Genomic DNA, 20,731 nt, shown 5'->3' with positions numbered 1-20,731 from the left:
GGCAATCCCGTGATGGCAGTCAAAGGGACAATTCAGCTCAGGGGATTTTGCCTGTAGCTTGGCCAATATGCTGTTGTTTTGAGTGTTTGTCCTATTTGTACTGTGTCGGTAGTTTTGGCCTTCAACTTGAGGGGGATCGGGACTATTTTTCCTTTGGGTTGATGTTAGTCCGCTGTGGCTTGGGGGCAAGGGGCTCTTGGCTTGTTTCATCGTAGGAAATTGCGATTGGGCGGGTGGGGCTTGGCGGCCTCTGGGCCGACCATGTTCTTGGTGGTTGTGTACATATCCGTTGCTGCGGTAACGGCGGCTTATGGTTTCGCCCTTACGGCGACTCACTTTTTTTTCAAACGCCAAAAAAAAGTAAGCAAAAAAAGGCTCGCCCCGAGCGTCCGGCCCCTCGCTTAGGCTCGGCGTTCCTTCGCTCCGGTATCCATCTGGGGGCATCGCCTACGGTCGGCTTCGCTTCGACCTCCTCTCGATGTGTTCGACTTCGTCGAACGGCGCTGCGCGCCCACCCCCAGATGAACACCTCCACTCAGCCTCCCGAAGGGGCGGGTAGAGCAAGATCAAGAGCTTCAGGCGAGCTAACGCTCGGCCTGTTGAGTGGTGAGGGGCGGGGCGGTGTGCGCTGGGTTGCGTCTGCTTCTGCTTCTGCTTCTGTAGGAGCGAGGCTTGCCCGCGAAGGCGGCCTGCCAGCCGACCTATCTCTCCCGGATGTGCTCGGTCCAATTGTGGGAGCTGGCTTGCTTGCGAAGGCGGGCTTCCTGCCGACCTGTTTCTTCCTGTCACACATTAATTCACTGTGGGAGTGAGCCTGCTCGCGAAGGCGGCGGCGCATTCAATATCAATCTGGCTGACTTACCGCTATCGCGAGCAGGCTCACTTCCACAGGGGTTTTTGCTGTGTAGGAAGTCGGTAGAACTTTCCCACGAGGTTTTCAGGTTGCCTGTCGGAAGCGGGCTCAATAACCTTTTGGCGGTCGCTGAACATCAGCGACCGGGTGTGAGATCCCGGCAATTAGTATGCATCCAGTGCCAATATCACCATAATTGGCGCCGGCTTATCTGCTGCCAGAAAATGCGTTATGGCGGCTGTGTGCGGGCGGACTTCGGTCCGGCCGGGTGCCTGCTACCGGTGATCTCACCCTGCACATAGCTGCCTCCTCTTCGTCGCTTGAGATCCGGCGAGTGGGATGGCTTCAACTACCAGCAGGAGTTCCAATGGATAAGTTAATCCCCGATCCGCCCTTCAACCCCACCAACCCCCATCCCCCGAATCCCATGTTCATGATTTCCCCAAACATGGACATCGAATCGCTCCTGGCAAATGCCTGTGAGTCATTGGCCTCCGCGTGTGTCCTGGCCAGTGATTTCGCCACCGGCCTGACAGGTCCCCAACGTAATACGGCGCTGGCTATCGCGCAGATCGTGATGTTGGCGGAGTTGGCCGTGAATCGGGCGTTGGATATTGTCGATCCGCAGCAATAGGCGTTCAGTCAGGTTGACCGCGTCATCGTTCTTCGCGAGCAAGCCCCGTTCCCACTGTTGAAATGCATTCCCCCTGTGGGAGCGGGCTTGCCCGCGAAGGCGCCCGACCAGACAACACATTTCCAACGCCCATAAAAAAACCCGACCTAAGCCGGGTTTTTTTCTTGGGCATCGATCTTAAGCGGTGAAGGTTTTGCCTTCGAACTGCTCAGCCACGAATTTCCAGTTGACCAGGTTCCAGAACGCTTCGACATACTTCGGACGAACGTTGCGGTAGTCGATGTAGTAAGCGTGTTCCCAGACATCGCAGGTCAGCAGCGGGGTGTCGCCGTTGGTCAGCGGGTTGCCGGCGCCGATGGTGCTGGCCAGGGCCAGGGAACCGTCAGCTTTTTTCACCAGCCAGCCCCAGCCGGAACCGAAGGTGCCGATGGAGGTTTTGCTGAATTCTTCTTTGAACTTGTCGAACGAACCGAAGGCTGCGTTGATGGCTTCAGCCAGTGCGCTGGTAGGTTGACCGCCGGCGTTTGGCGCCAGGCAGTTCCAGTAGAAGGTGTGGTTCCAGACCTGAGCGGCGTTGTTGAAGATACCGCCCGAAGAAGATTTAACGATTTCTTCCAGGGTCTTGCCTTCGAACTCGGTGCCTGGCACCAGGTTGTTCAGGTTCACGACGTAGGTGTTGTGGTGCTTGTCGTGGTGGTATTCCAGTGTTTCCTTGGAAATGTGCGGCTGCAGGGCATCGTGTGCGTAGGGCAGCGGCGGCAATTCGAAAGCCATGATGATTCTCCTAATCAGGTCAGTTGCGGTGAGCGCAAGGCCGATCACGGGCGGCCAGACAAGCGCCGGGGAGTTTGTACTCTTTGCGGCGCATCGAACCGGATCATAGCACCGGGGGTGCGGCATAACCACGCAACAACTGTGTGGAATAGAGGTTCCAGAGCCTTTTGGAATATTCAGGCTGACGTGATGAGTTGAATCGCTACAGTAAACATCATGACCGCCACCAGCAGGTCGAGAATCCTCCAGGTGCTCGGGCGCGCCAGCCACGGAGCCAGCCATGCGGCGCCCAGCGCCAAGGTGAAAAACCACAGCAGCGAAGCACTCGCTGCGCCGACGACATAGGCCCCCGGCTCGGTTTGTTGTGCCCCCAGAGAGCCGATCAGCAACACGGTATCCAGATAAACGTGCGGGTTCAGCAACGTTACCGCCAAGGCGCTGAGCATCACCGCCCGCAGCGAACGCACGGTCTGGTTTTCGCCCTGTTGCAGGCTCTGTTTCGAGCAGGCCCGACGCAACGCCTGGCTGCCGTACCAAATCAGAAACACCGCACCGCCCCAACGCGCCACCGCCAGCAGTGTCGGATTATGGGCCAGCACGGTCGCCAGACCGAATACGCCTGCAGCCACCAGCAGCGCATCGCAGACGACGCACAGCGCCGCGACCGGCAAGTGATGCTCACGCCGCAGACTTTGCGCCAGCACAAACGCGTTCTGGGTGCCGATCGCCATGATCAGCCCCGCAGCGACCAACAGACCGTTTACATAGCTTTGCCACATGGTTATCTACTCCGCGTTGGCTGCCAGGTCCCGAAGTACCTGCATGGCCCGTTCGGCATCGGCCTGGCCGACGAACAAATGGTCGTGGTAGTAGCCGGCGATCACGTTGCAGCTGATCCCGGCCTTGCCCAATGCCGTGGCGAACGCGGCGGTCAAGCCGACGGCTTCGAGGGCCGAGTGCACATTCAAGGTGATCCACGCGGCGACGTAATCGAAGCTGAAACCGGCTTTTTCGGCGTGGGATTTTTCCATAATGACGGTCAGGCCTTCCTGTTCGCGAAAGCTGCCGATGATCTCCAGCCCCGCCGGCAGCGTGGTGTCGGGCGAGGTGCAAAACACGAATTCGCCGACGTTGAGTTGTGGGCTCATGCTGCGCAGCAGGGTTGCCAATGACGTTTCGCCAGCCATGTCGGTATTCCTTGTTCAAAAGTTCTTGCTGGCCATTCTCCAGCGCCAAGCTGTATAAGAAAAACCAATAGTGCTGATCGCTCATTAGGAAAACTGATGTTCGACTATAAATTGCTTTCTGCCTTGGCCGCCGTGGTCGAGCAGGCCGGATTCGAACGCGCCGCCCAAGTGCTGGGTTTGTCGCAATCGGCGATCTCCCAGCGCATCAAGCTGCTGGAGGCGCGGATTGGCCAACCGGTGTTGGTGCGGGCGACGCCGCCAGCGCCCACTGAAATCGGTCGGCGATTGCTCAACCATGTGCAGCAGGTGCGCTTGCTTGAGCGGGATTTGTTGACGCTGGTGCCGGCGCTGGACGAAGAAGGTTTGCCGGAACGCCTGCGCATCGCCCTGAACGCCGACAGCCTCGCCACGTGGTGGGCCGATGCGGTGGGAGACTTTTGCGCCGAGCAACACCTGTTGATGGACCTGGTGGTGGAAGACCAGACCGTGGGCCTTAAACGCATGCGCGCCGGTGAAGTGGCGGCGTGCGTCTGCGCCAGCGAACGCCCGGTGGCCGGTGCCCGCAGCGTGTTGTTGGGCGCCATGCGCTATCGGGCGTTGGCCAGCCCGGCGTTCATTGCCCGGCACTTTCCCGAAGGTGTGCGCGCCGAACTGTTGCCTCGCACACCGGCGCTGGTGTTTGGCCCGGACGATTTCCTACAGCATCGCTACCTCGCGTCCTTGGGTGTAGACGGCGGTTTCGAGCACCATTTATGCCCATCGTCCGAAGGCTTTATCCGCCTCACGGAAGCGGGGCTGGGTTGGGGGCTGGTGCCGGAGTTGCAGGTGCGCGAACAGCTGCAACGCGGTGTTTTGGTAGAGCTTTTGCCAGATAAGCCGATCGATGTGCCGCTGTACTGGCATCATTGGCGCAATGGCGGTCAGTTACTGGGTTTACTGACTGACCAATTGGTACGTTCGTCGAAGCAATGGCTGGTGCCGTTGGACTGACGGGCGGCGTCAAGACTCACGCATTACGCAAAACGAAAGACATCGGAGCTCTACATGAAAATTCTGGTCACCGGCGCAAGCGGCTTCATTGGCGGGCGCTTTGCGCGTTTCGCCCTGGAGCAGGGCCTGGACGTACGGGTCAACGGTCGCCGGGCCGAGGGCGTCGAGCACCTGGTGCGCCGTGGCGCCGAATTTATCCAGGGTGATTTGAGCGACCCGGAGCTGGTGCGCGACCTGTGCTCGGACGTCGAAGCCGTGGTGCATTGCGCCGGCGCCGTCGGGTTGTGGGGGCGTTATCAGGACTTTCACCTGGGCAACGTCCAGGTCACCGAAAACGTGGTCGAAGCCTGTTTGAAGCAGCGGGTTCGACGCCTGGTGCATTTGTCGTCGCCATCGATCTACTTCGATGGCCGCGATCATCTGGGCCTGACCGAAGAGCAAGTGCCTAAACGCTTCAAGCATCACTATGCCGCGACCAAATTCCTCGCTGAGCAAAAGGTCTTCGGTGCTCAGGAGTTCGGTCTCGAAACCATCGCCCTGCGCCCACGTTTCGTCACTGGCGCCGGCGACATGAGCATCTTTCCGCGGCTGTTGAAGATGCAGCGCAAGGGGCGTCTGGCGATTGTCGGCAATGGGCTGAACAAGGTCGATTTCACCAGCATGCAAAACCTCAACGAAGCGTTGCTCAGCAGTCTGCTGGCCAGCGGTTCGGCGCTGGGCAAGGCTTACAACATAAGCAACGGAACACCGGTGCCGTTGTGGGACGTGGTCAATTACGTGATGCGCAAAATGGACGTTCCTCAGGTCACTCGTTATCGCTCTTACGGCCTGGCCTACAGCGTCGCGGCGCTCAACGAAGGCGTGTGCAAACTCTGGCCGGGGCGTCCCGAGCCGACGCTGTCGCGCTTGGGCATGCAAGTGATGAACAAAAATTTCACGTTGGACATCAGTCGCGCCCGGCATTATCTGGACTACGATCCAAAAGTCAGCCTGTGGAGTGCCCTCGATGAATTCTGTGGCTGGTGGAAGGCTCAGGATATTCGCTAAGTGGCGCAGGACCTGTCCCGACACTGAACCGAGTGCAGGGTTGAGGGTCAATCACAGCGGCAGTGGGGGTTATACTTCGCCGCATCAAGCCATCACCGCGTTTCACAAAGGTTGCCTCAATGTCCATGCGTAACGATGCCAACGACGACTTCGACGATGTACCGAGCCTGCGTGCCGACCCCCTCGATGACGATGATTTCCCGCCTACCGTTCGCACCACCGTGCATTCGCGCCCGGTACCCGCAGTCAAAGTCAAAAGCGCCAGCACCGGTCCGTTGTGGGCACTGGTCGGCGCGTTGTTTTTTGCCTGCGCGGGCCTGGCCTGGTGGAGCTTTCAGCAGATTTCGCTGATGGAGCAGCAACTGGTGGCGACGCAGGAAAGTTTCGCGCGGATCAGTGAGGAGGCGGCGGGGCGCCTGCAGGATATTTCCGGCAAGGTGGTCGCCAGTCAGTCCAACGTCAACAGCGACAGCGAAGCGCTGAAACTGCAGATCAAACAACTGGAAAGCAAACTTCAGGATCAGAGTCAGGCACAGCAAGGTGTTGTTGGCCAGACCAGCGACCTGGACAAACGCCTGGCACAAATGACTGCGCAGACCACCGCGCAAGCCGCTGCCAACACGCAGTTGCAGACTCAGGTCAAAACCCTGAGCGATGAACTGACTGCCCTGAAAAGCGCCCCGGCTGACACCAGCAAAGTCGACGCCGAGCTGAAAAACCTCAACGCCGACATCGCGGCGCTGAAGAAACAGGGCAATCCGACTGTCGCGATCGATCGTCTGGAACAGGAAATCGTTGTGCTCAAAAGCGAGCAGGACAATCGCCCGGCCGCCGTCGCCCCAAGCGCAGCCAACACCGCCGAGTTCGACGCCTTCCGCGCCCAGACCACTCGCAACCTCAACACCCTGCAAGCGCAGATCCAGAACCTGCAACAACAGATCAACGCCCGGGCGAAATAGCCCGGCACACCACTTTTGTGGCGGGCGGGCTTCTGTGGCGAGGGAGCTTGCTCCCGCTCGGCTGCGCAGCAGTCGCAAAACCTGAGAGCGCGGTGTGTCTGGTCCACTGCTGGGGAGCGCTTCGCGTTCCAGCGGGAGCAAGCTCCCTCGCCACAGGCAAGCCCCCTCGCCACAAAAGCTCAATGCACCACCCGCAAACCACGCTCAGCTGAATATCCATACATATCCCCAACCCGTCTACGCTCTTGAAACATCAACAAGAACGAGGGATGCGCTATGGGGTTTGTGCACAAGATGACCTGGCTGGTAGGGATGCTGTTGCTGAGCCTGGGTCAGGCTCAGGCAGCCACGGCAGCAAAGGATGACGGCCAGGCCGCTCGGGCCTTGCTGGAAAAAGCCCTGGCGTATTACCACGACAACGGTGACAAGGCGTTCGCGGCGTTCAGTCGTCAGGGCGAGTTTGTCGACAAGGACCGTTACGTCTTTGTGGTCGACACCAAGGGAGTGATGCTCGCCAGCGGTGGGCCGTCCTCGGCGTTGATCGGGCGTGATGTGTCCGAGACGCTGCCACCTGATTTGCAGAAAGCCTTCAAGGACGCCTTGAAAGTACCGGAAGGCAACGGCATCCAGCAGGCCGAATACCGCTGGCAGAACTGGGCCGACGGCAAGGTCGAACGCAAGCACGTGTTCTATCAGCGCATCGGCCAGCGGATTCTGGCGGTCGGTTATTACGTACCCCGGGCATCGGCGGAGCAGGCGATGGCTTTGCTGAATAAAGCGGCCATCGACTTGGGCAAGGACGAGAAGGGCACGCTGACGGCGATCAATTCCCTCAAGGGCGGGTACTTGCAGGACGATCTGTATGTGTTCGTGGTGGACCTGGATAACCAGCGCTACGTCGCCCATGGCACTAATCTGAGACTGATCAATACCGACTTCAGCAAGGTCAACGACCCGGAAGGCAAACCCGTGGGCGAGCCGATTCTGGCGTTGATCGCCAAGCAGGATCAGGGGGAATACGAATACCGCTGGAAGAACCCGGTGACCGGCAAAGTTGAGGATAAGCATGCCTACCTGAAGAAGGTTGGGCATTTTCTGGTAGCAGTGGGTTATTACAGCCCTTGAATCGTAGGGCCTGATAGACCGCTTTCGCGAGCAAGCCCGCTCCCACAGTGGATCTCCAGTGGTCACAGATTTTGTGTACGACAGAGATCAAATGTGGGAGCGGGCTTGCTCGCGAATACAGGCGACTCGGTCTAACTATCGAACCTTATCCTCGCGCCCCCGCAACACCTTGTTCGGCATCGCAATCGCCGCCGCCAACCCCAACAACGACACCGCCGCACTGACCATCAGCAAATGCCGGAACGTCAGCAGCAACTCCGCACGCAAGGCGTCCTTCGCATCCCCCGGCGCGGCGTTCAAACCATCCAGCAACACATTCCCCGAATGCCCCTCGCCAATCAGCGCCGAGCCGCTCAGGTGGGCGAAACTTGAATCCTGCAACAACGCCAGTAGCAACGCCGACATCAACGCCACCCCCACCGCGCCGCCCAGCGAGCGGAACAGGTTGGTGGTGCTGGTGGCGACGCCGATGTCCCGTTGTTCCACCGAATTCTGCGTACCCACCAGTGACGTCGGGAACTGCATGCCGCTGGCGATACCGCTGAGCAACATGAACAGGCTGCTCATCAATAAGGCCTGTGGTGCGCTGAACGCCATGCCGAGAATCGAGAGCGGCATCAGTAGCGCGCCGGTGAGGATCATCGGCTTGTAGCGCCCGGTCACCGATGTCCGGCGCCCGGCGAAATAGGCGCCAATCGGCAAACCAATCGCCAGTGGCAACAGGTGCAACGCAGCGCTGTCGGCCCCGGCGCCGGTGACGCTCTGGAAGCGCAGCGGCATCAGCACGATCAGGGAAATCGCCTGGAAACTGGTAAAGAAGATCGTGCACCAGCAAAAGATCGCATTGCGATTGGCGAACAAGTGCATCGGCAGCAACGGCTCCCGCGCCCGCCGCTCATGCCAGACGAACACCGCCAACACCAACACCGCGCAGCCGAGCAAACCGAGCACTTCGGCACTGCGCCACGAGTGACCCTGGCCGACCTGAGTGATGCCGAGTAACAGCGCGGTCAAGCCAATGATCATCAGCACCGTGCCGAGGTAATCGATGATCGGTTTGCGCTGCGGCACTGGCAGCCCCACCAACGTTCGATTGGCCACCAGCCACGCGCCCAGACCCAGCGGCAGGTTGATCAGGAACACCCAGCGCCACGACAGGTACTCGGTCATGTACCCGCCGAGCACCGGGCCGGCGACGCTGGCCACCGCATACATGCTGCTGAAATAGCCCTGATAACGGCCGCGCTCCCGGGGCGGGACGATGTCGCCAATGATCGCCTGGCTGACCGAAATCATCCCGCCGGCGCCGATGCCCTGAATGATCCGCGCCAGCACCAATTGCTCCATGCTCTGGGCCATGCCGCAAAAGAACGAGGCAATGGTGAACAGCCCCATGCCGAACAGCATCAACTTGCGCCGACCGTACAGATCGCCGAGCTTGCCGTAGATCGGCACCGCCACGGTCATCGCCACCATGTAGCCGGAAATCACCCAGGCCAACAGGCTGACATCCTTGAACTGCGCGGAAATGGCCGGCATCGACACGGCGACGATGGTCTGGTCCAGCGCACCGAGAAAGATCGCCAGCATCAGGGCGATCAACACACTGCGGATGGCCGGTTTTGGCGTGTCAGGCTGGTTCAGATTGGTCACGGGTAAAACCTGCGGGCAGTGATTGACCCGCCAGGAACACTACGGACGGGAATGCTCGCCAGTGTAAGTCGATAGCAAGCTATTCGATAGCCTCATACGGAAGGCCGACGTAATTTTCTGCAATGGTTTTTCGGCCCGCTTCGGAGTTGACGAAGTAGTCCAGCTCCGAGGCGCTGATGCGCTGGGTGAAGGCATCGTGCTCGTCGAAGCGATGCAGCATCGAGGTCATCCACCAGGAAAATCGCTCGGCTTTCCAGACCCGGCGCAGGCAGATGTCGGAGTATTTCTCCAGCAAGTCCACACGCCCCTCGCGATAAACCTTCAGCAGAATATTGAACAGTGTGCTGACGTCGCTGGCGGCCAGGTTCAGGCCTTTGGCGCCGGTGGGCGGGACGATGTGTGCGGCGTCGCCGACCAGGAACATTCGCCCGTATTGCATTGGCTCAACCACAAAGCTGCGCAGCGGCGCGATGCTTTTTTCGATGGACGGCCCGATGACCAGTTTGTCCGCCAACGCCTGGGGCAGGCGCGATTTGAGTTCATCCCAGAAACGCTGATCGGACCAATCCTCGACCTTCTCCTCGGCCGGCACCTGGAGGTAATAGCGGGTGCGAGTGGCCGAACGCATGCTGCACAGGGCGAAACCGCGTTCGTGGCGAGCGTAGACCAGCTCCTCGTGGACCGGCGGGGTATCGGCCAGAATCCCCAGCCAGCCGAACGGATAAACCCGCTCGAACACCTTCAGGCACTCGGCGGGAATCGACTGGCGTGCCACGCCGTGGAAACCGTCGCAGCCGGCGATGTAATCGCAATCGAGGCGATAGGTCTCACCGTCCTTGTCGAAGGTGACAAAGGTTTCATCGGTTTTCATGCCGTGGGGGACGACGTTGCTCGCTTGATAAATCGTCCGTGCGCCAGCGTCCCGACGGGCGGCCATCAGGTCGCGGGTGACTTCGGTCTGGCCGTAGATCATCACGGTTTTGCCGCCGGTCAGGGCCTGCAGATCGATGTGCACCTGGCGGCCATCGAGGGCCAGGTCGAAGCCGCCATGCACCAACCCTTCGGCGTCCATGCGCTGACCCACGCCGGCCTGGCGCAGCAGCTCTACCATGCCTTGTTCGAGGACGCCGGCGCGGATTCGGCCGAGTACATAATCGGGTGTCTGGCGTTCGAGAATGACGGTGTCGATTCCGGCGTTGTGCAGCAATTGGCCGAGCAATAAACCGGACGGACCGGCGCCAATGATGGCGATTTGGGTTTTCAGCGTTTTCATTGTTTTTATGACTCGCAAGCTTCACGCGACCAGGGCCGGTGAATAATTTTTATGGATCGAGTGCTTGCATTTTTCCCTCGCGAGTCTGTCAATTGAAGGTGAAAACTGAGCCGATACCTGTACATTTCGCCAATCGGTGCGATTATCGCCCCGTCTACCTCGAGGCCTGGATTGAAGTGATGAACAAGCCTGACCTGCCTTCGATTCCGGTGTTCAAGCTCTACGGTGAAAGCCTGGACTGGCCGACCCCCGACTTGTTGCACTGTGAAACCATTTCCAAACGCAGCCGCGAACATCAATGGGAAATCAAACCCCACCGCCATGCTGATTTGTGCCAGTTACTCTTCGTCTTCAAAGGTCAGGCAGAGCTTGAAATCGAAGGTAAACGCACGCAACTGACCGATCCGGCGATGCTGATCCTGCCGCCGCTGTCGGTGCATGGTTATCGCTTTTCCGAGGACGTTGAAGGTTTCGTCGTGACCCTCGCCGCGCCGCTGGTGGCGCATTTGCAGTCACAACTGGGTAACTCGGTGAACGCCCTGGCGCAGGCCGAAAGCTATCCGGCGGGTAAGGACAGCGAGTACCTAAACAGTCTGTTTGCGGCGCTGCAAAACGAATACACCGGCCATCAACCTGCCCGGGAAATGCTCATGCATTCACTGGTCAGCGTGATCATGGTCTGGGTCAGCCGCCAGGTGATCCAGCGCCGTAGCGCCAGCCAGCGGCCGCAGCGCGCCAGGGAATACCTCAACGGCTTTATTCAACTGGTGGAAGAGACCTATCGCCAGCACGTCAAGGTCGAGGACCTGGCTCATCGGCTGGGGATTTCCGTGTCCCACCTCAACGGCACGTGCCGTGAACTGGCGGGGCAACCGGCGTTGCAGATCATGCACGAGCGGCAGTTGCTGGAAGCCAAGCGCCTGCTGACCTATACCAGCATGACCATTTATGAAATGTCCGACGTGTTGGGGTTTTCCGATCCGACCAACTTCACGCGTCTGTTCCGACGCCGGGTGGGGATCTCGCCCAAGGCCTTCCGCGACCGTTTGAAGGCCGATCAGGACAGCGAGGCCTGACGCGCTTCGTTAGCGAAGGGCGTTGAGGGTCGCGCTGTGGGGAATGCAGCGTTCGTAGTTGCAGCTCGCAAACTCACGGGGCAGGTTTCGCAGTTGCTCGACCCGCCAGGCCGCGGTGCCGTACAGCGCCAGCGTCGCCGCGCAGGTGAGGAAAATGGCGAGGTATCTTCTTGTTCTGATGTTCATGGCGTTGACCTCTGAACGAATACCCGGGGGTACTTCTTTCAGCATAGGTCAGCGCTCATGAGTTGCCAGCCAGTCGGGTCATGGATGTAACCCGATATTCAGAACACTGATATCCCCCATGTGGGAGCGGGCTTGCTCGCGAAAGCGGTGTGTCAGACAAAATTGATATCGACTGACACTACGCCTTCGCGAGCAAGCCCGCTCCCACAGGGGGATTTTTGGGTTTAGGGGGATGGCATTCATTCCGCCAGCCCATTGTGGGAGCGAGCCTGCTCGCGAAGGCGATTATTCATTCAACACTGATGTTGACTGATCCACCGCTTTCGCGAGCAGGCTCGCTCCCACATTGATCTTCTTATAGTCCGATATCCCAGGCAGGTTCTTCGGGGAATCTGAGCACCAGGAAGTCCAGCATGCTGCGCATCGTCGACGGCATGTGCTTGCGGGAGGCGTAGACCGCGTACATGTTCATCTGCCGGGGTTCGGCGTGGGGCAACAGGCGGATCAGTTCGCCGCTGTGGATGTGCACGCCGGCCTGGTAGCTGGGCAGCATTGCCACGCCGGCACCGGCCATGGTCGCGCGTAGCAGGGTGCTGGCCTCGTTGGCGCTGATGTTGCCCTGCACTGGCACCGACACCTGCTCGCCGTCCTGCTCGAAATGCCAGAGGCTTTTGCCGAAGTAGGAGTGGGTCAGGCAGTTGTGCTGACTCAAGTCCTCGACCCGTTGCGGCGTCGGGTGTTCTTCCAGGTAAGCCGGGGAGGCGCAGATCACCGAGCGGCACACCGTCAGACGGCGGGCGATCAGGTTCGGGTCGAGGTCGTTGCTGGTGCGGATCGCCAGGTCGATGCGTTCGTCCACCAGGTTCACCGTGCGGTCGATCATCTGCATGTCGATGCTGACGCCGGGGTAACGCTTGACGTAAGCGGCCATGGCGTCCGCCAGTTGTGCCTGGCCGAACGAAGTGCTGACGCTGATCCGCAGCAGACCACGGGGCGCCTCGTCCGGTTCGCTGATGGCGGCTTGCATGTCCGTGGACAGATCGAGCATCTGCCGGCAGCGCGGCAGGATTTCGCTGCCTGCCGCCGTCAGGCTCAGCTTGCGCGTGGTGCGGTGCATCAGCCGGGCGCCGACCCAATCCTCCAGCTCCGCCAGATAGCGCGACACCACGGGCCGCGACAGGTCCAGGTGATCGGCCGCCGCCGACTGGCTGCCCAGGTCCACCACCGCGACAAACACTTGCATTGCTTGAAGCCGATCCATGATTTGCCCACTTTTAGAAACAAACTATGTTCAAGCATCGCATTTTTTGTACTGAGTTTGGCAACTAAGCTCTATCCCCTGTAGGCACTCGGTAGAACCTCGTAGGACTTGTAAGACTTGTAGGACTTGTAGGACTTGTAGGACTTGTAGGACTTGTAGGAGCTGTCGAGTGAAACGAGGCTGCGATCTTTTGATCTTTCGCTTGAGGCTCAAGTGAACCTGGAAAGATCGCAGCCTCGTTTCACTCGACAGCTCCTACACAGCTCCTACACAGCTCCTGCAGAACTCCTACAGGGACAGAGCCATCGGCCAATCCTGGCCATCGATAACGGAGCTATAGATGATCGGTTTCACCGCAATCAAGCGCATTCTCCTGGCAACCGCCACCCTCGGTTTCGCGGCCCACGCCGCAGCCGCTTCGACCCTGACCCTGGATGTCTACAACCCAGGCGACAAGGCGATTTTCCCGGTGACGTCGGTACTGGTCAGCGGCGAGAAAGACGCGATCCTGGTGGACGCACAGTTCGGCAAATCCCAGGCCGAGCAAGTGGTGCAGAAGATCCGCGCCAGCGGCAAGCAACTGACCACCATCTACATCAGCCACGGTGATCCGGATTACTACTTCGGCCTCGACACCCTGACCGCTGCGTTCCCGAACGCCAAAGTGCTGGCCTCGCAGCCGACCGTGGACCACATCAAGCAAACAGTCGACGGCAAACTGGCGTTCTGGGGCCCGAAAATGGGCGCTGACGTGCCGGCCAAAACCATCGTGCCGGGCGTGCTGAAGGGCGACAGCCTGGTGCTCGAAGGGCAGAAATTGCAGGTGATCGGCCTGGACGGCAAGCAGCCGGATCGCAGCTTCGTGTGGATTCCGTCGATCAAGGCTGTGGTCGGTGGTGTGGTTGTCGCGGAAAACATCCATGTGTGGATGGCGGACACACAGACCGCGCAGTCCCATGCCGATTGGCTGACGACGCTGCATTCGATCGAAACCCTGAAACCGAAAACCATCGTGCCGGGTCACTACCTGGGTGAGAGCGCTCGGTCTCTGGCGGCTGTGCAGTTCACCGCCGAGTACATCAAGGCCTTCGACGAAGAAACTGCCAAGGCGAAAAATTCTGCTGAACTGATTGCGGCGATGAAGAAGCGCTACCCGACCCTGGGCGAAGAAAGCTCGCTGGAGCTGAGCGCCAAAGTCGCGAAGGGCGAGATGAAGTGGTAACCCGCAGCTTCACAGAACGCACTTGATCCCGTAGGAGCTGCCGCAGGCTGCGATCTTTTGATCTTGATGTTGTTTGGAGAAGATCAAGATCAAAAGATCGCAGCCTGCGGCAGCTCCTACAGGACCGTGTTCGTGAGCAAGTTAAGCGAAACTGACACACCTACCCAACTGGAGAACGTCATGAGCAAAATCGCAATCATCGGTGCCACCGGTCGTGCCGGTAGCCAACTGTTGGAAGAAGCCCTGCGTCGCGGTCATAGCGTTACCGCCATCGCCCGCGACACCTCGAAAATCGGCCAGCGTGTCGGTGTGGTCAGCAAGAATGTCGATGCATTGGATGCCGAAGCACTGCAGGCCGCCGTTGCCGGTCATGACGTGGTGATCAGCGCCGCGCATTTCTCGACCCTGCCGGCCAGCGCCGTGATCGGGCCGGTGAAAAAGGCCGGGGTCAAACGGTTGCTGGTGGTAGGTGGTGCCGGTTCGTTGTTGCTGCCCAATGGCGGTCGCGTGATCGACAGCGAAGGTTTCCCGCAGGCGTACAAGGCTGAGGCCAGTGCCGGTGCTGTGTTCCTGGAGAATCTGCGTCAGGAGCAGGAACTGGACTGGACGTTTGTGTCGCCGTCGGCGGAGTTTGTTGAAGGTGAGCGCACCGGCAAGTTTCGGATCGGCAAGGATGATTTGCTGGTGAGTGCGCAAGGGCGCAGCTGGATTACCTTTGCCGATTATGCGATTGCGCTGCTGGATGAAGTGGAAGCGCCGAAGCATTCGCGGCAGCGGTTTGCTGTGGGGTATTGATAGCGCGGCTGAAATCATTCGCGAGCAGGCTCGCTCCCACATTGGAATGCATTTCCCTGTGGAAGCGAGCCTGCTCGCGAAGCTTGATCGTTCCCACGCTCTGCGTGGGAATGCCTCTTCGGACGCTCTGCGTTCGGCTGTTGATGGGACGCGGAGCGTCCCGGGCTGCATTCCCACGCGGAGCGTGGGAACGATCAGCGTATGGCGGCCTGCTCCACCAACCACCCCAACAATTCCTGCAACTTCGGCGAAGGTGTCGGCTTCTGCGGCAGTACCAGGTAATACCCCAACCCGGTTTTCACCTTCAATTCAAACGGCATGACCAGTCGCCCGGCGCTCAAATCGTCGCCGATCAACGACCAATCGCCAATCGCCACACCCGTGCCCTGGGACGCCATCGACATCGCCAGATCCAGCGTTTCAAAGTGCTGACCCTTGCTGACATTGTTCAAGTGCACATCGGCGCTGGCCAGCCACGCTTTCCAGTCCCGTTCGTCGCGGGTCGGGTGCAGCAGCATGTGTTGTTCCAGATCTTCCGGCGCCTGCAACGGCACCGGTCCTTCGAGATACGGCTTGGAACACACCGGCGTCAGTTGCTCGTCGAACAGCCGATGGGACGCCAGTGACGTCTCCGGTGGTACGCCATAGATCACCGCCGCATCGAACTGCTCGCGATGAAAATCCACGCCGTGGCGCACCGTCGTGGTCAGTTCCACCGGCACGTCCGGGCGTTCCTTCTGCCATTGCATCAGGCGTGGCAACAACCAGCGCATGACACAGGTCGGGGCCTTGAGTTGCAGGGTTTCACGCTTGGCGCCGATCTGTTCCACCGCCTCGCCGATCAAGCCGAAAATCTGCTGCACCCGTGGCAGCCACTCGCGTCCTTCAGCGGTTAAATCGAGGCCGCGGGCCTGTCGAATGAACAACTCATAACCCAGATGATCTTCCAGCCCGGCGATCTGTCGGCTCACCGCGCCCTGGGTGATGTGCAACTGCTCGGCGGCCCGGGTGAAGTTGCAGCACTGCGCCGTGATCAGAAAAGTGTGCAGGGCGGGCAGGGGAGGCAGTCGTTTCATGAGGACCCAAGGTATGACGTGAGGACATGGCTAGTATGACTTTTTATCCATTGTTGCGGCTACGTGTCGCCCGTTCCAATGAGGCCATCCCTGGGCTTGCCTTCGCATCATAAACACTGCGCAGGCCCGGCGTCTCAAACGAACAAGAAGGGCAAAGACATGGCGACGTGCGGCGAAGTATTGGTCAAGTTACTCGAAGACTACGGGGTCGAGCAGGTGTTCGGCATTCCGGGGGTGCATACCGTTGAGTTGTATCGCGGGCTGGCCCGTTCGAGCATCAACCACGTCACTCCGCGTCACGAACAGGGCGCCGGTTTCATGGCCGACGGCTACGCACGCACCAGCGGCAAACCGGGTGTGTGCTTCATCATCACCGGCCCAGGCATGACCAACATCACCACGGCGATGGGACAGGCGTATGCCGATTCGATCCCGATGCTGGTGATCTCCAGCGTACAGACTCGCAACCAGTTGGGCGGCGGTCGCGGCAAGCTGCATGAGCTGCCGAACCAAAGCGCACTGGTCGGTGGCGTGGCGGCGTTCTCCCACACCCTGATGTCTGCGTCGGAATTGCCGGGCGTGTTGGCCCGTGCGTTCGCGCTGTTCCAGGCTGGTCGTCCGCGCCCGGTGCATATCGAAATTCCGTTGGACGTGTTGGTGGAAGATGCCGACGACCTGCTCGCCAGCGTCCCGGTCAACATCGACCGTGCCGGTGCCGCGCCGGCTGCCGTTTCGCGCATGACCGAATTGCTGGCCAGCGCCAAACGCCCGCTGATCCTGGCCGGTGGCGGCGCCATCGAGGCTGCCGCCGAACTGACTGAACTGGCTGAACTGCTCGACGCGCCGGTCGCGCTGACCATCAACGCCAAAGGCATGCTGGAATCTAATCACCCACTGCTGATCGGTTCGACCCAAAGCCTGGTCGCCACCCGTGCCCTGGTGGCCGAGGCCGACGTGGTGCTGGCCATCGGCACCGAACTGGCCGAAACCGATTACGACGTGACCTTCGCCGGCGGCTTCGAAATCCCTGGCAAACTGCTGCGCGTCGACATCGACCCGGACCAGACCGTGCGCAACTACCCGCCGCACGTGGCGCTGGTGTCCGACTCGCGTAACGCCGCCCAAGCCTTGCTCAGTGCCTTGTCCCACAAGTCTCTGGCTGAGCGCCGCAATGATTGGGGCCAGGTGCGTGCCGCGCGCTTGCGTGAAGAATTGGCCGCGACCTGGGATGCGCCAACATTGGCCCAGACCCGTTTCCTCGAAACCGTTCTCCACGAATTACCCAACGCCGTGTTCGTCGGCGATTCAACCCAACCGGTGTACACCGGCAACCTGACGTTCAACCCGGAGCGTCCGCGCCGCTGGTTCAACTCGTCCACCGGTTACGGCACCCTCGGTTACGCCTTGCCGGCAGCAATTGGTGCCTGGCTCGGCGGCAGCGTCGAGGGCGGTTCGCGTCCTCCTGTTGTGTGCCTGATCGGCGACGGTGGCCTGCAATTCACCCTGCCGGAACTGGCCAGCGCCGTGGAAGCACGCACGCCGGTGATCGTCCTGCTGTGGAATAACCAGGGCTACGAAGAAATCAAAAAGTACATGGTCAACCGCGCCATCGAACCGGTGGGCGTGGACATCTACACCCCGGACTTCATCGGTGTGGCCAAGGCCTTGGGCTGCGCCGCCGAAGCCGTCAACGGTGTCGAGCAACTGCGCAGTGCCCTGCGCGCCGCCACGGATCGTCAAGGTCCGACCCTGATCGAAATCGACCAGACCCAGTGGATGAAGGCGGTGTCGAAATGAGTTTTCCAACCACCCTCGACGGCCTGTACATCGACGGCCAATGGTCCGCTGGTCAAGAACACTTGCGCGTGATCAACCCGGCCACCGAAGCCCTGTTGACCACCGTAAATGGCGGCGATGAAAAAGCTGTCGATCAAGCCGTCAACGCCGCGACCCTTGCCTTCAAGGACTGGTCGAAAACCACCGGCAGCGAACGCGGCGCGATCCTGCGCCGCATCGCCGCTGGCGTGGCGGCGGGTCGCGAACAACTGATGCATTTGCAATCGAGCAACAACGGCAAGCCACTGTTCGAAGCGGCCATCGACGTCGACGACGTGATCGCCACGTTCGAGTACTACGCCGGTCTGGCCGAAGGGCTGGATGCCAAGCAGGACAGCAGTGTCGAATTGCCAAGCGACGACTTCAGCGCACGCCTGCGCCGTGAACCCTGCGGTGTCGTGGGCCTGATCGTGCCGTGGAATTTCCCGATGGTCACCACCGCCTGGAAACTCGCCCCGGCTCTGGCTGCCGGGTGCTGCGTGGTGCTCAAACCGTCGGAAGTCACGCCGTTGCCAGAGCTGGAACTGGCCGCGATCATCGCCGAGGCTGGCTTACCCAAGGGTGTATTCAACCTGGTCTGCGGTACAGGCCTGGCGGTCGGTGCGCCTCTGTCGTCGGACCCGCGCATCGCCAAGATTTCCTTCACCGGCAGTAACGCAGTGGGTGTCCAGGTGATGCAGCGCGCCGCCGAAACCGTGAAGGGCGTAAGCCTGGAACTGGGCGGTAAATCCTCGCTGCTGGTGCTCAAGGACGCCGACATCGAACTGGCCGTTGAAGTCGCTTGCGGCGGTGGTTTCTTCAACGCCGGGCAGATGTGTTCTGCCACCAGCCGTGTGCTGGTCGCCGATGAACTGGCGGATGAATTCCTCATTCGCTTGCAGGCCCGCGCCGAAGCGATTCGGGTGGCTGACCCGTTCGACCCGAACGTGGAAATGGGCGCACTGGTCAATCAGGCGCAATACCAGCGTGTGCTTGGTCACATCGATCGTGGCTTGAGCAGTGGCGCCAAGCTGATTTGCGGCGGCAACCGTCCGGCCGACTTGCCGCGCGGATATTTTTTGCAGCCGACGATCTTCACCGAAGTGCCCCTCGACAGTGCGTTGTGGTGTGAAGAGATTTTCGGGCCAGTGATTTGCGTGCGCAGTTTTGCTTCCGAAGCCGAGGCGATTGCCTTGGCCAACGACAGTCAGTTCGGCCTGGTGGCCAGCGTGGTCAGCCGTGACACCGAAGCGGCAGATCGGGTCGCTAACGCCCTGCAGGCGGGCCTCGTGTGGATCAACGCGCCGCAAGTGATCTTTCCGCAGACCGCTTGGGGTGGCTACAAACAGAGCAGCATCGGCCGCGAGTTGGGGCCGTGGGGTTTGCAGGCTTTCCAGGAAATCAAACACGTGATTCGAGCGGTGTAGACGCTCGAAAAAGGTGAGCGCATGCCTCCCGATGAGGCATGCGCTGGCGTCATGGCTTCAATGAGTTTTTATCGATAGTCAGGTGTTTTGCACGACCTCAGGATGAACCCGTCGGCTCAGCTCAAACCCCTTGAATACGGGGGGTTGACGCAGATCTGACCGCGCGGATGCAACGGTTGCGACCAACCTCATACTTACAAAAACAAAGGGAGTCCTTCATGGGCCAGCATGATCTGAACAGACGTCAATTCATCAAAACCGTGGGCGTGGCTTCGGTTGCAGCGGCGGCCATGAGCATGCCCTTCATCCGTGCCAATGCCAGCGACACCCGTTTCCAGGGCAAGACCCTGCGTTTGCTGACCTGGTCCGATGACACCGGGCTGGCGGCGCTGCGCAACATCGCGGCGACCTTCGAAGCCAAGTACGGCTGCAAGGTCATCGCTGACCGTACCGGCAGCACCTCGGAAATGGTCGCCAAACTCAAGGCCGGCGGTGATCGTCCGCAGTACGACATCATCACCCTCGCTGGTGTCGGCGCCGAAGGCTTGGCCGCCGCCGACTTGCTGGAAAAACCCGACCTCAACCGCATCCCGAACCTGGTGGACGTGCCGGAGAAATACCGCACTGGCGCCAACGGTCATGGCATCGGTTACCTGTTGTGGTGCAACAGCCTGGTCTACAGCACCCGCACCCAGACCGAAGCGCCAACCAGCTATGCCGCGCTGTGGGATGCCGAACTGGCCCCGAACATTTTCCTGCCGCCGCCGAACTGGACCGAAGCGATGGACCTGATCATCATCGCCGCCAAACTGGCCGGTGGTGACGAACACAACATCGAGCCGGGCTTCAAGAAACTCGCCGAGTTGAAGGATCGCGTTGTCACGTTGGGTGAAAACCCGAACCAGATTGCCGAGCTGTTCCGCACCGGTTCCCTGGACATGGGCGGCCTCTACGCCCCGGCGTTTTTCCCGAAACAGATCCGCGATCCGAACTACGGCCTCGGCGCCACGTTCGGCATGAAGGAAGGCTTCTACACCGACCTGATGCTCTCGGTAATGCCGAAGAATCGTCCGGGCGACACCGACCTGGCCTACGCCTTCATCAACCACTCCCTGGACCCACTGGTGCAGGGCAAGATGGCCGAAGACATCTACAACGGCCCGGTCAACGCCAAGGCAATCATCTCCGCCGAAGCGCGCAAGAGCCCGTACATCCTTACGCCAGAGCAGATTGCCGACAAGGCGATCATGCACGACAACGCCTTCCTGGCCACCGTGCATGACCAATGGATTCGTCGCTACACGGAAATCTTTTCTTCCTGATCTGCGCAAGGTCTGAAGCGGCACCGAATCCCCCTGTAGGAGCTGCCGAAGGCTGC

Annotated in this window: 19 protein-coding genes; 11 read left to right on the top strand and 8 right to left on the bottom strand. The window is 60.2% G+C overall.

Features of this window, described 5'->3' with window-relative positions:
• Positions 1-1,220 precede the first annotated feature (1,220 nt).
• Positions 1,221-1,487 (top strand): DUF6124 family protein, encoded by a 267-nt coding sequence (locus ACWIKB_RS14725; protein ID WP_475267681.1) that lies wholly within the window; start codon positions 1,221-1,223, stop codon positions 1,485-1,487.
• 177 nt (positions 1,488-1,664) lie between these two features.
• On the opposite strand, the gene ACWIKB_RS14720 is transcribed toward ACWIKB_RS14725, so the two are convergent.
• From ACWIKB_RS14720 to ACWIKB_RS14710, 3 genes are all read right to left on the bottom strand, one after another.
• Positions 1,665-2,261, bottom strand: a complete 597-nt coding sequence (locus tag ACWIKB_RS14720) for a superoxide dismutase (protein WP_475267680.1) — start codon at positions 2,259-2,261, stop codon at positions 1,665-1,667.
• A 176-nt stretch (positions 2,262-2,437) separates the two neighbouring features.
• The gene (locus ACWIKB_RS14715) at positions 2,438-3,040 is read right to left on the bottom strand and encodes a LysE/ArgO family amino acid transporter (RefSeq protein WP_475267678.1); all 603 of its coding nucleotides are present in this window, start codon (positions 3,038-3,040) and stop codon (positions 2,438-2,440) included.
• A gap of 6 nt (positions 3,041-3,046) precedes the next feature.
• Positions 3,047-3,448, bottom strand: coding sequence for an ACT domain-containing protein (locus tag ACWIKB_RS14710; RefSeq protein ID WP_475267676.1), 402 nt, complete (start codon positions 3,446-3,448; stop codon positions 3,047-3,049).
• 96 nt (positions 3,449-3,544) lie between these two features.
• On the opposite strand from ACWIKB_RS14710, the gene ACWIKB_RS14705 reads away from it, so the two are divergent.
• From ACWIKB_RS14705 to ACWIKB_RS14690, 4 genes are all read left to right on the top strand, one after another.
• A complete protein-coding gene (locus tag ACWIKB_RS14705; RefSeq protein ID WP_475267674.1) occupies positions 3,545-4,438 on the top strand; it encodes a LysR family transcriptional regulator ArgP in 894 nt (297 codons plus the stop codon).
• Between the two features lie 54 nt (positions 4,439-4,492).
• A complete protein-coding gene (locus ACWIKB_RS14700) occupies positions 4,493-5,485 on the top strand; it encodes an NAD-dependent epimerase/dehydratase family protein (RefSeq protein ID WP_475267672.1) in 993 nt (330 codons plus the stop codon).
• A gap of 119 nt (positions 5,486-5,604) precedes the next feature.
• Positions 5,605-6,444, top strand: a complete 840-nt coding sequence (locus ACWIKB_RS14695; RefSeq protein WP_475267671.1) for an ATPase — start codon at positions 5,605-5,607, stop codon at positions 6,442-6,444.
• 276 nt (positions 6,445-6,720) lie between these two features.
• A complete protein-coding gene (locus ACWIKB_RS14690; protein ID WP_475267670.1) occupies positions 6,721-7,569 on the top strand; it encodes a cache domain-containing protein in 849 nt (282 codons plus the stop codon).
• 135 nt (positions 7,570-7,704) lie between these two features.
• On the opposite strand, the gene ACWIKB_RS14685 is transcribed toward ACWIKB_RS14690, so the two are convergent.
• Complete coding sequence (locus tag ACWIKB_RS14685) at positions 7,705-9,222, bottom strand: MDR family MFS transporter (RefSeq protein ID WP_475267668.1); 1,518 nt, start codon at positions 9,220-9,222, stop codon at positions 7,705-7,707.
• A 79-nt stretch (positions 9,223-9,301) separates the two neighbouring features.
• Positions 9,302-10,486 carry a 4-hydroxybenzoate 3-monooxygenase gene (gene pobA / locus ACWIKB_RS14680; protein WP_475267866.1) on the bottom strand — a complete coding sequence of 395 codons (1,185 nt, stop codon included), beginning with the start codon at positions 10,484-10,486 and terminating at the stop codon, positions 9,302-9,304.
• Positions 10,487-10,674: 188 nt separating this feature from the next.
• Between pobA and ACWIKB_RS14675 the strand changes: the two genes are divergently transcribed.
• Complete coding sequence (locus ACWIKB_RS14675; protein ID WP_475267667.1) at positions 10,675-11,571, top strand: helix-turn-helix domain-containing protein; 897 nt, start codon at positions 10,675-10,677, stop codon at positions 11,569-11,571.
• 9 nt (positions 11,572-11,580) lie between these two features.
• On the opposite strand, the gene ACWIKB_RS14670 is transcribed toward ACWIKB_RS14675, so the two are convergent.
• Together ACWIKB_RS14670 and ACWIKB_RS14665 are read right to left on the bottom strand one after the other, a co-directional pair.
• Complete coding sequence (locus ACWIKB_RS14670) at positions 11,581-11,757, bottom strand: hypothetical protein (RefSeq protein WP_475267666.1); 177 nt, start codon at positions 11,755-11,757, stop codon at positions 11,581-11,583.
• Between the two features lie 355 nt (positions 11,758-12,112).
• Positions 12,113-13,018, bottom strand: a complete 906-nt coding sequence (locus ACWIKB_RS14665) for a LysR family transcriptional regulator (protein ID WP_475267665.1) — start codon at positions 13,016-13,018, stop codon at positions 12,113-12,115.
• Positions 13,019-13,358: 340 nt separating this feature from the next.
• Here ACWIKB_RS14665 and ACWIKB_RS14660 point away from each other — a divergent pair, with 340 nt between their 5' ends.
• Positions 13,359-14,240: an MBL fold metallo-hydrolase gene (locus ACWIKB_RS14660; RefSeq protein ID WP_475267664.1), complete on the top strand. Its 882-nt coding sequence runs from the start codon at positions 13,359-13,361 to the stop codon at positions 14,238-14,240.
• 180 nt (positions 14,241-14,420) lie between these two features.
• Positions 14,421-15,035 (top strand): NAD(P)-dependent oxidoreductase, encoded by a 615-nt coding sequence (locus ACWIKB_RS14655; RefSeq protein WP_475267663.1) that lies wholly within the window; start codon positions 14,421-14,423, stop codon positions 15,033-15,035.
• A gap of 194 nt (positions 15,036-15,229) precedes the next feature.
• On the opposite strand, the gene ACWIKB_RS14650 is transcribed toward ACWIKB_RS14655, so the two are convergent.
• Complete coding sequence (locus ACWIKB_RS14650; protein ID WP_475267662.1) at positions 15,230-16,111, bottom strand: LysR substrate-binding domain-containing protein; 882 nt, start codon at positions 16,109-16,111, stop codon at positions 15,230-15,232.
• A 159-nt stretch (positions 16,112-16,270) separates the two neighbouring features.
• On the opposite strand from ACWIKB_RS14650, the gene ACWIKB_RS14645 reads away from it, so the two are divergent.
• The 3 genes from ACWIKB_RS14645 to ACWIKB_RS14635 all read left to right on the top strand — a co-directional run bounded on the left by ACWIKB_RS14645 (position 16,271) and on the right by ACWIKB_RS14635 (position 20,675).
• Positions 16,271-17,908, top strand: coding sequence for a 5-guanidino-2-oxopentanoate decarboxylase (locus ACWIKB_RS14645; protein ID WP_475267661.1), 1,638 nt, complete (start codon positions 16,271-16,273; stop codon positions 17,906-17,908).
• Positions 17,905-19,353, top strand: coding sequence for an aldehyde dehydrogenase family protein (locus tag ACWIKB_RS14640; protein WP_475267660.1), 1,449 nt, complete (start codon positions 17,905-17,907; stop codon positions 19,351-19,353). Before ACWIKB_RS14645 ends, ACWIKB_RS14640 begins: the two co-directional genes overlap by 4 nt.
• 218 nt (positions 19,354-19,571) lie before the next feature.
• A complete protein-coding gene (locus ACWIKB_RS14635) occupies positions 19,572-20,675 on the top strand; it encodes an ABC transporter substrate-binding protein (protein ID WP_475267659.1) in 1,104 nt (367 codons plus the stop codon).
• Positions 20,676-20,731: the final 56 nt, after the last annotated feature.

The sequence above is a fragment of the Pseudomonas sp. 5Vm1k genome, assembly GCF_056161485.1.
This window is presented reverse-complemented; position numbering and strand designations above follow the sequence as displayed.

Bases quoted from the DNA above. Each gene is read 5' to 3' on its own strand.
- ACWIKB_RS14725 (WP_475267681.1), top strand. From the start codon at position 1,221: ATGGATAAGTTAATCCCCGATCCGCCCTTCAACCCCACCAACCCCCAT.
- ACWIKB_RS14720 (WP_475267680.1), bottom strand. From the start codon at position 2,261: ATGGCTTTCGAATTGCCGCCGCTGCCCTACGCACACGATGCCCTGCAG.
- ACWIKB_RS14715 (WP_475267678.1), bottom strand. From the start codon at position 3,040: ATGTGGCAAAGCTATGTAAACGGTCTGTTGGTCGCTGCGGGGCTGATC.
- ACWIKB_RS14710 (WP_475267676.1), bottom strand. From the start codon at position 3,448: ATGGCTGGCGAAACGTCATTGGCAACCCTGCTGCGCAGCATGAGCCCA.
- ACWIKB_RS14705 (WP_475267674.1), top strand. From the start codon at position 3,545: ATGTTCGACTATAAATTGCTTTCTGCCTTGGCCGCCGTGGTCGAGCAG.
- ACWIKB_RS14700 (WP_475267672.1), top strand. From the start codon at position 4,493: ATGAAAATTCTGGTCACCGGCGCAAGCGGCTTCATTGGCGGGCGCTTT.
- ACWIKB_RS14695 (WP_475267671.1), top strand. From the start codon at position 5,605: ATGTCCATGCGTAACGATGCCAACGACGACTTCGACGATGTACCGAGC.
- ACWIKB_RS14690 (WP_475267670.1), top strand. From the start codon at position 6,721: ATGGGGTTTGTGCACAAGATGACCTGGCTGGTAGGGATGCTGTTGCTG.
- ACWIKB_RS14675 (WP_475267667.1), top strand. From the start codon at position 10,675: ATGAACAAGCCTGACCTGCCTTCGATTCCGGTGTTCAAGCTCTACGGT.
- ACWIKB_RS14670 (WP_475267666.1), bottom strand. From the start codon at position 11,757: ATGAACATCAGAACAAGAAGATACCTCGCCATTTTCCTCACCTGCGCG.
- ACWIKB_RS14665 (WP_475267665.1), bottom strand. From the start codon at position 13,018: ATGGATCGGCTTCAAGCAATGCAAGTGTTTGTCGCGGTGGTGGACCTG.
- ACWIKB_RS14660 (WP_475267664.1), top strand. From the start codon at position 13,359: ATGATCGGTTTCACCGCAATCAAGCGCATTCTCCTGGCAACCGCCACC.
- ACWIKB_RS14655 (WP_475267663.1), top strand. From the start codon at position 14,421: ATGAGCAAAATCGCAATCATCGGTGCCACCGGTCGTGCCGGTAGCCAA.
- ACWIKB_RS14650 (WP_475267662.1), bottom strand. From the start codon at position 16,111: ATGAAACGACTGCCTCCCCTGCCCGCCCTGCACACTTTTCTGATCACG.
- ACWIKB_RS14645 (WP_475267661.1), top strand. From the start codon at position 16,271: ATGGCGACGTGCGGCGAAGTATTGGTCAAGTTACTCGAAGACTACGGG.
- ACWIKB_RS14640 (WP_475267660.1), top strand. From the start codon at position 17,905: ATGAGTTTTCCAACCACCCTCGACGGCCTGTACATCGACGGCCAATGG.
- ACWIKB_RS14635 (WP_475267659.1), top strand. From the start codon at position 19,572: ATGGGCCAGCATGATCTGAACAGACGTCAATTCATCAAAACCGTGGGC.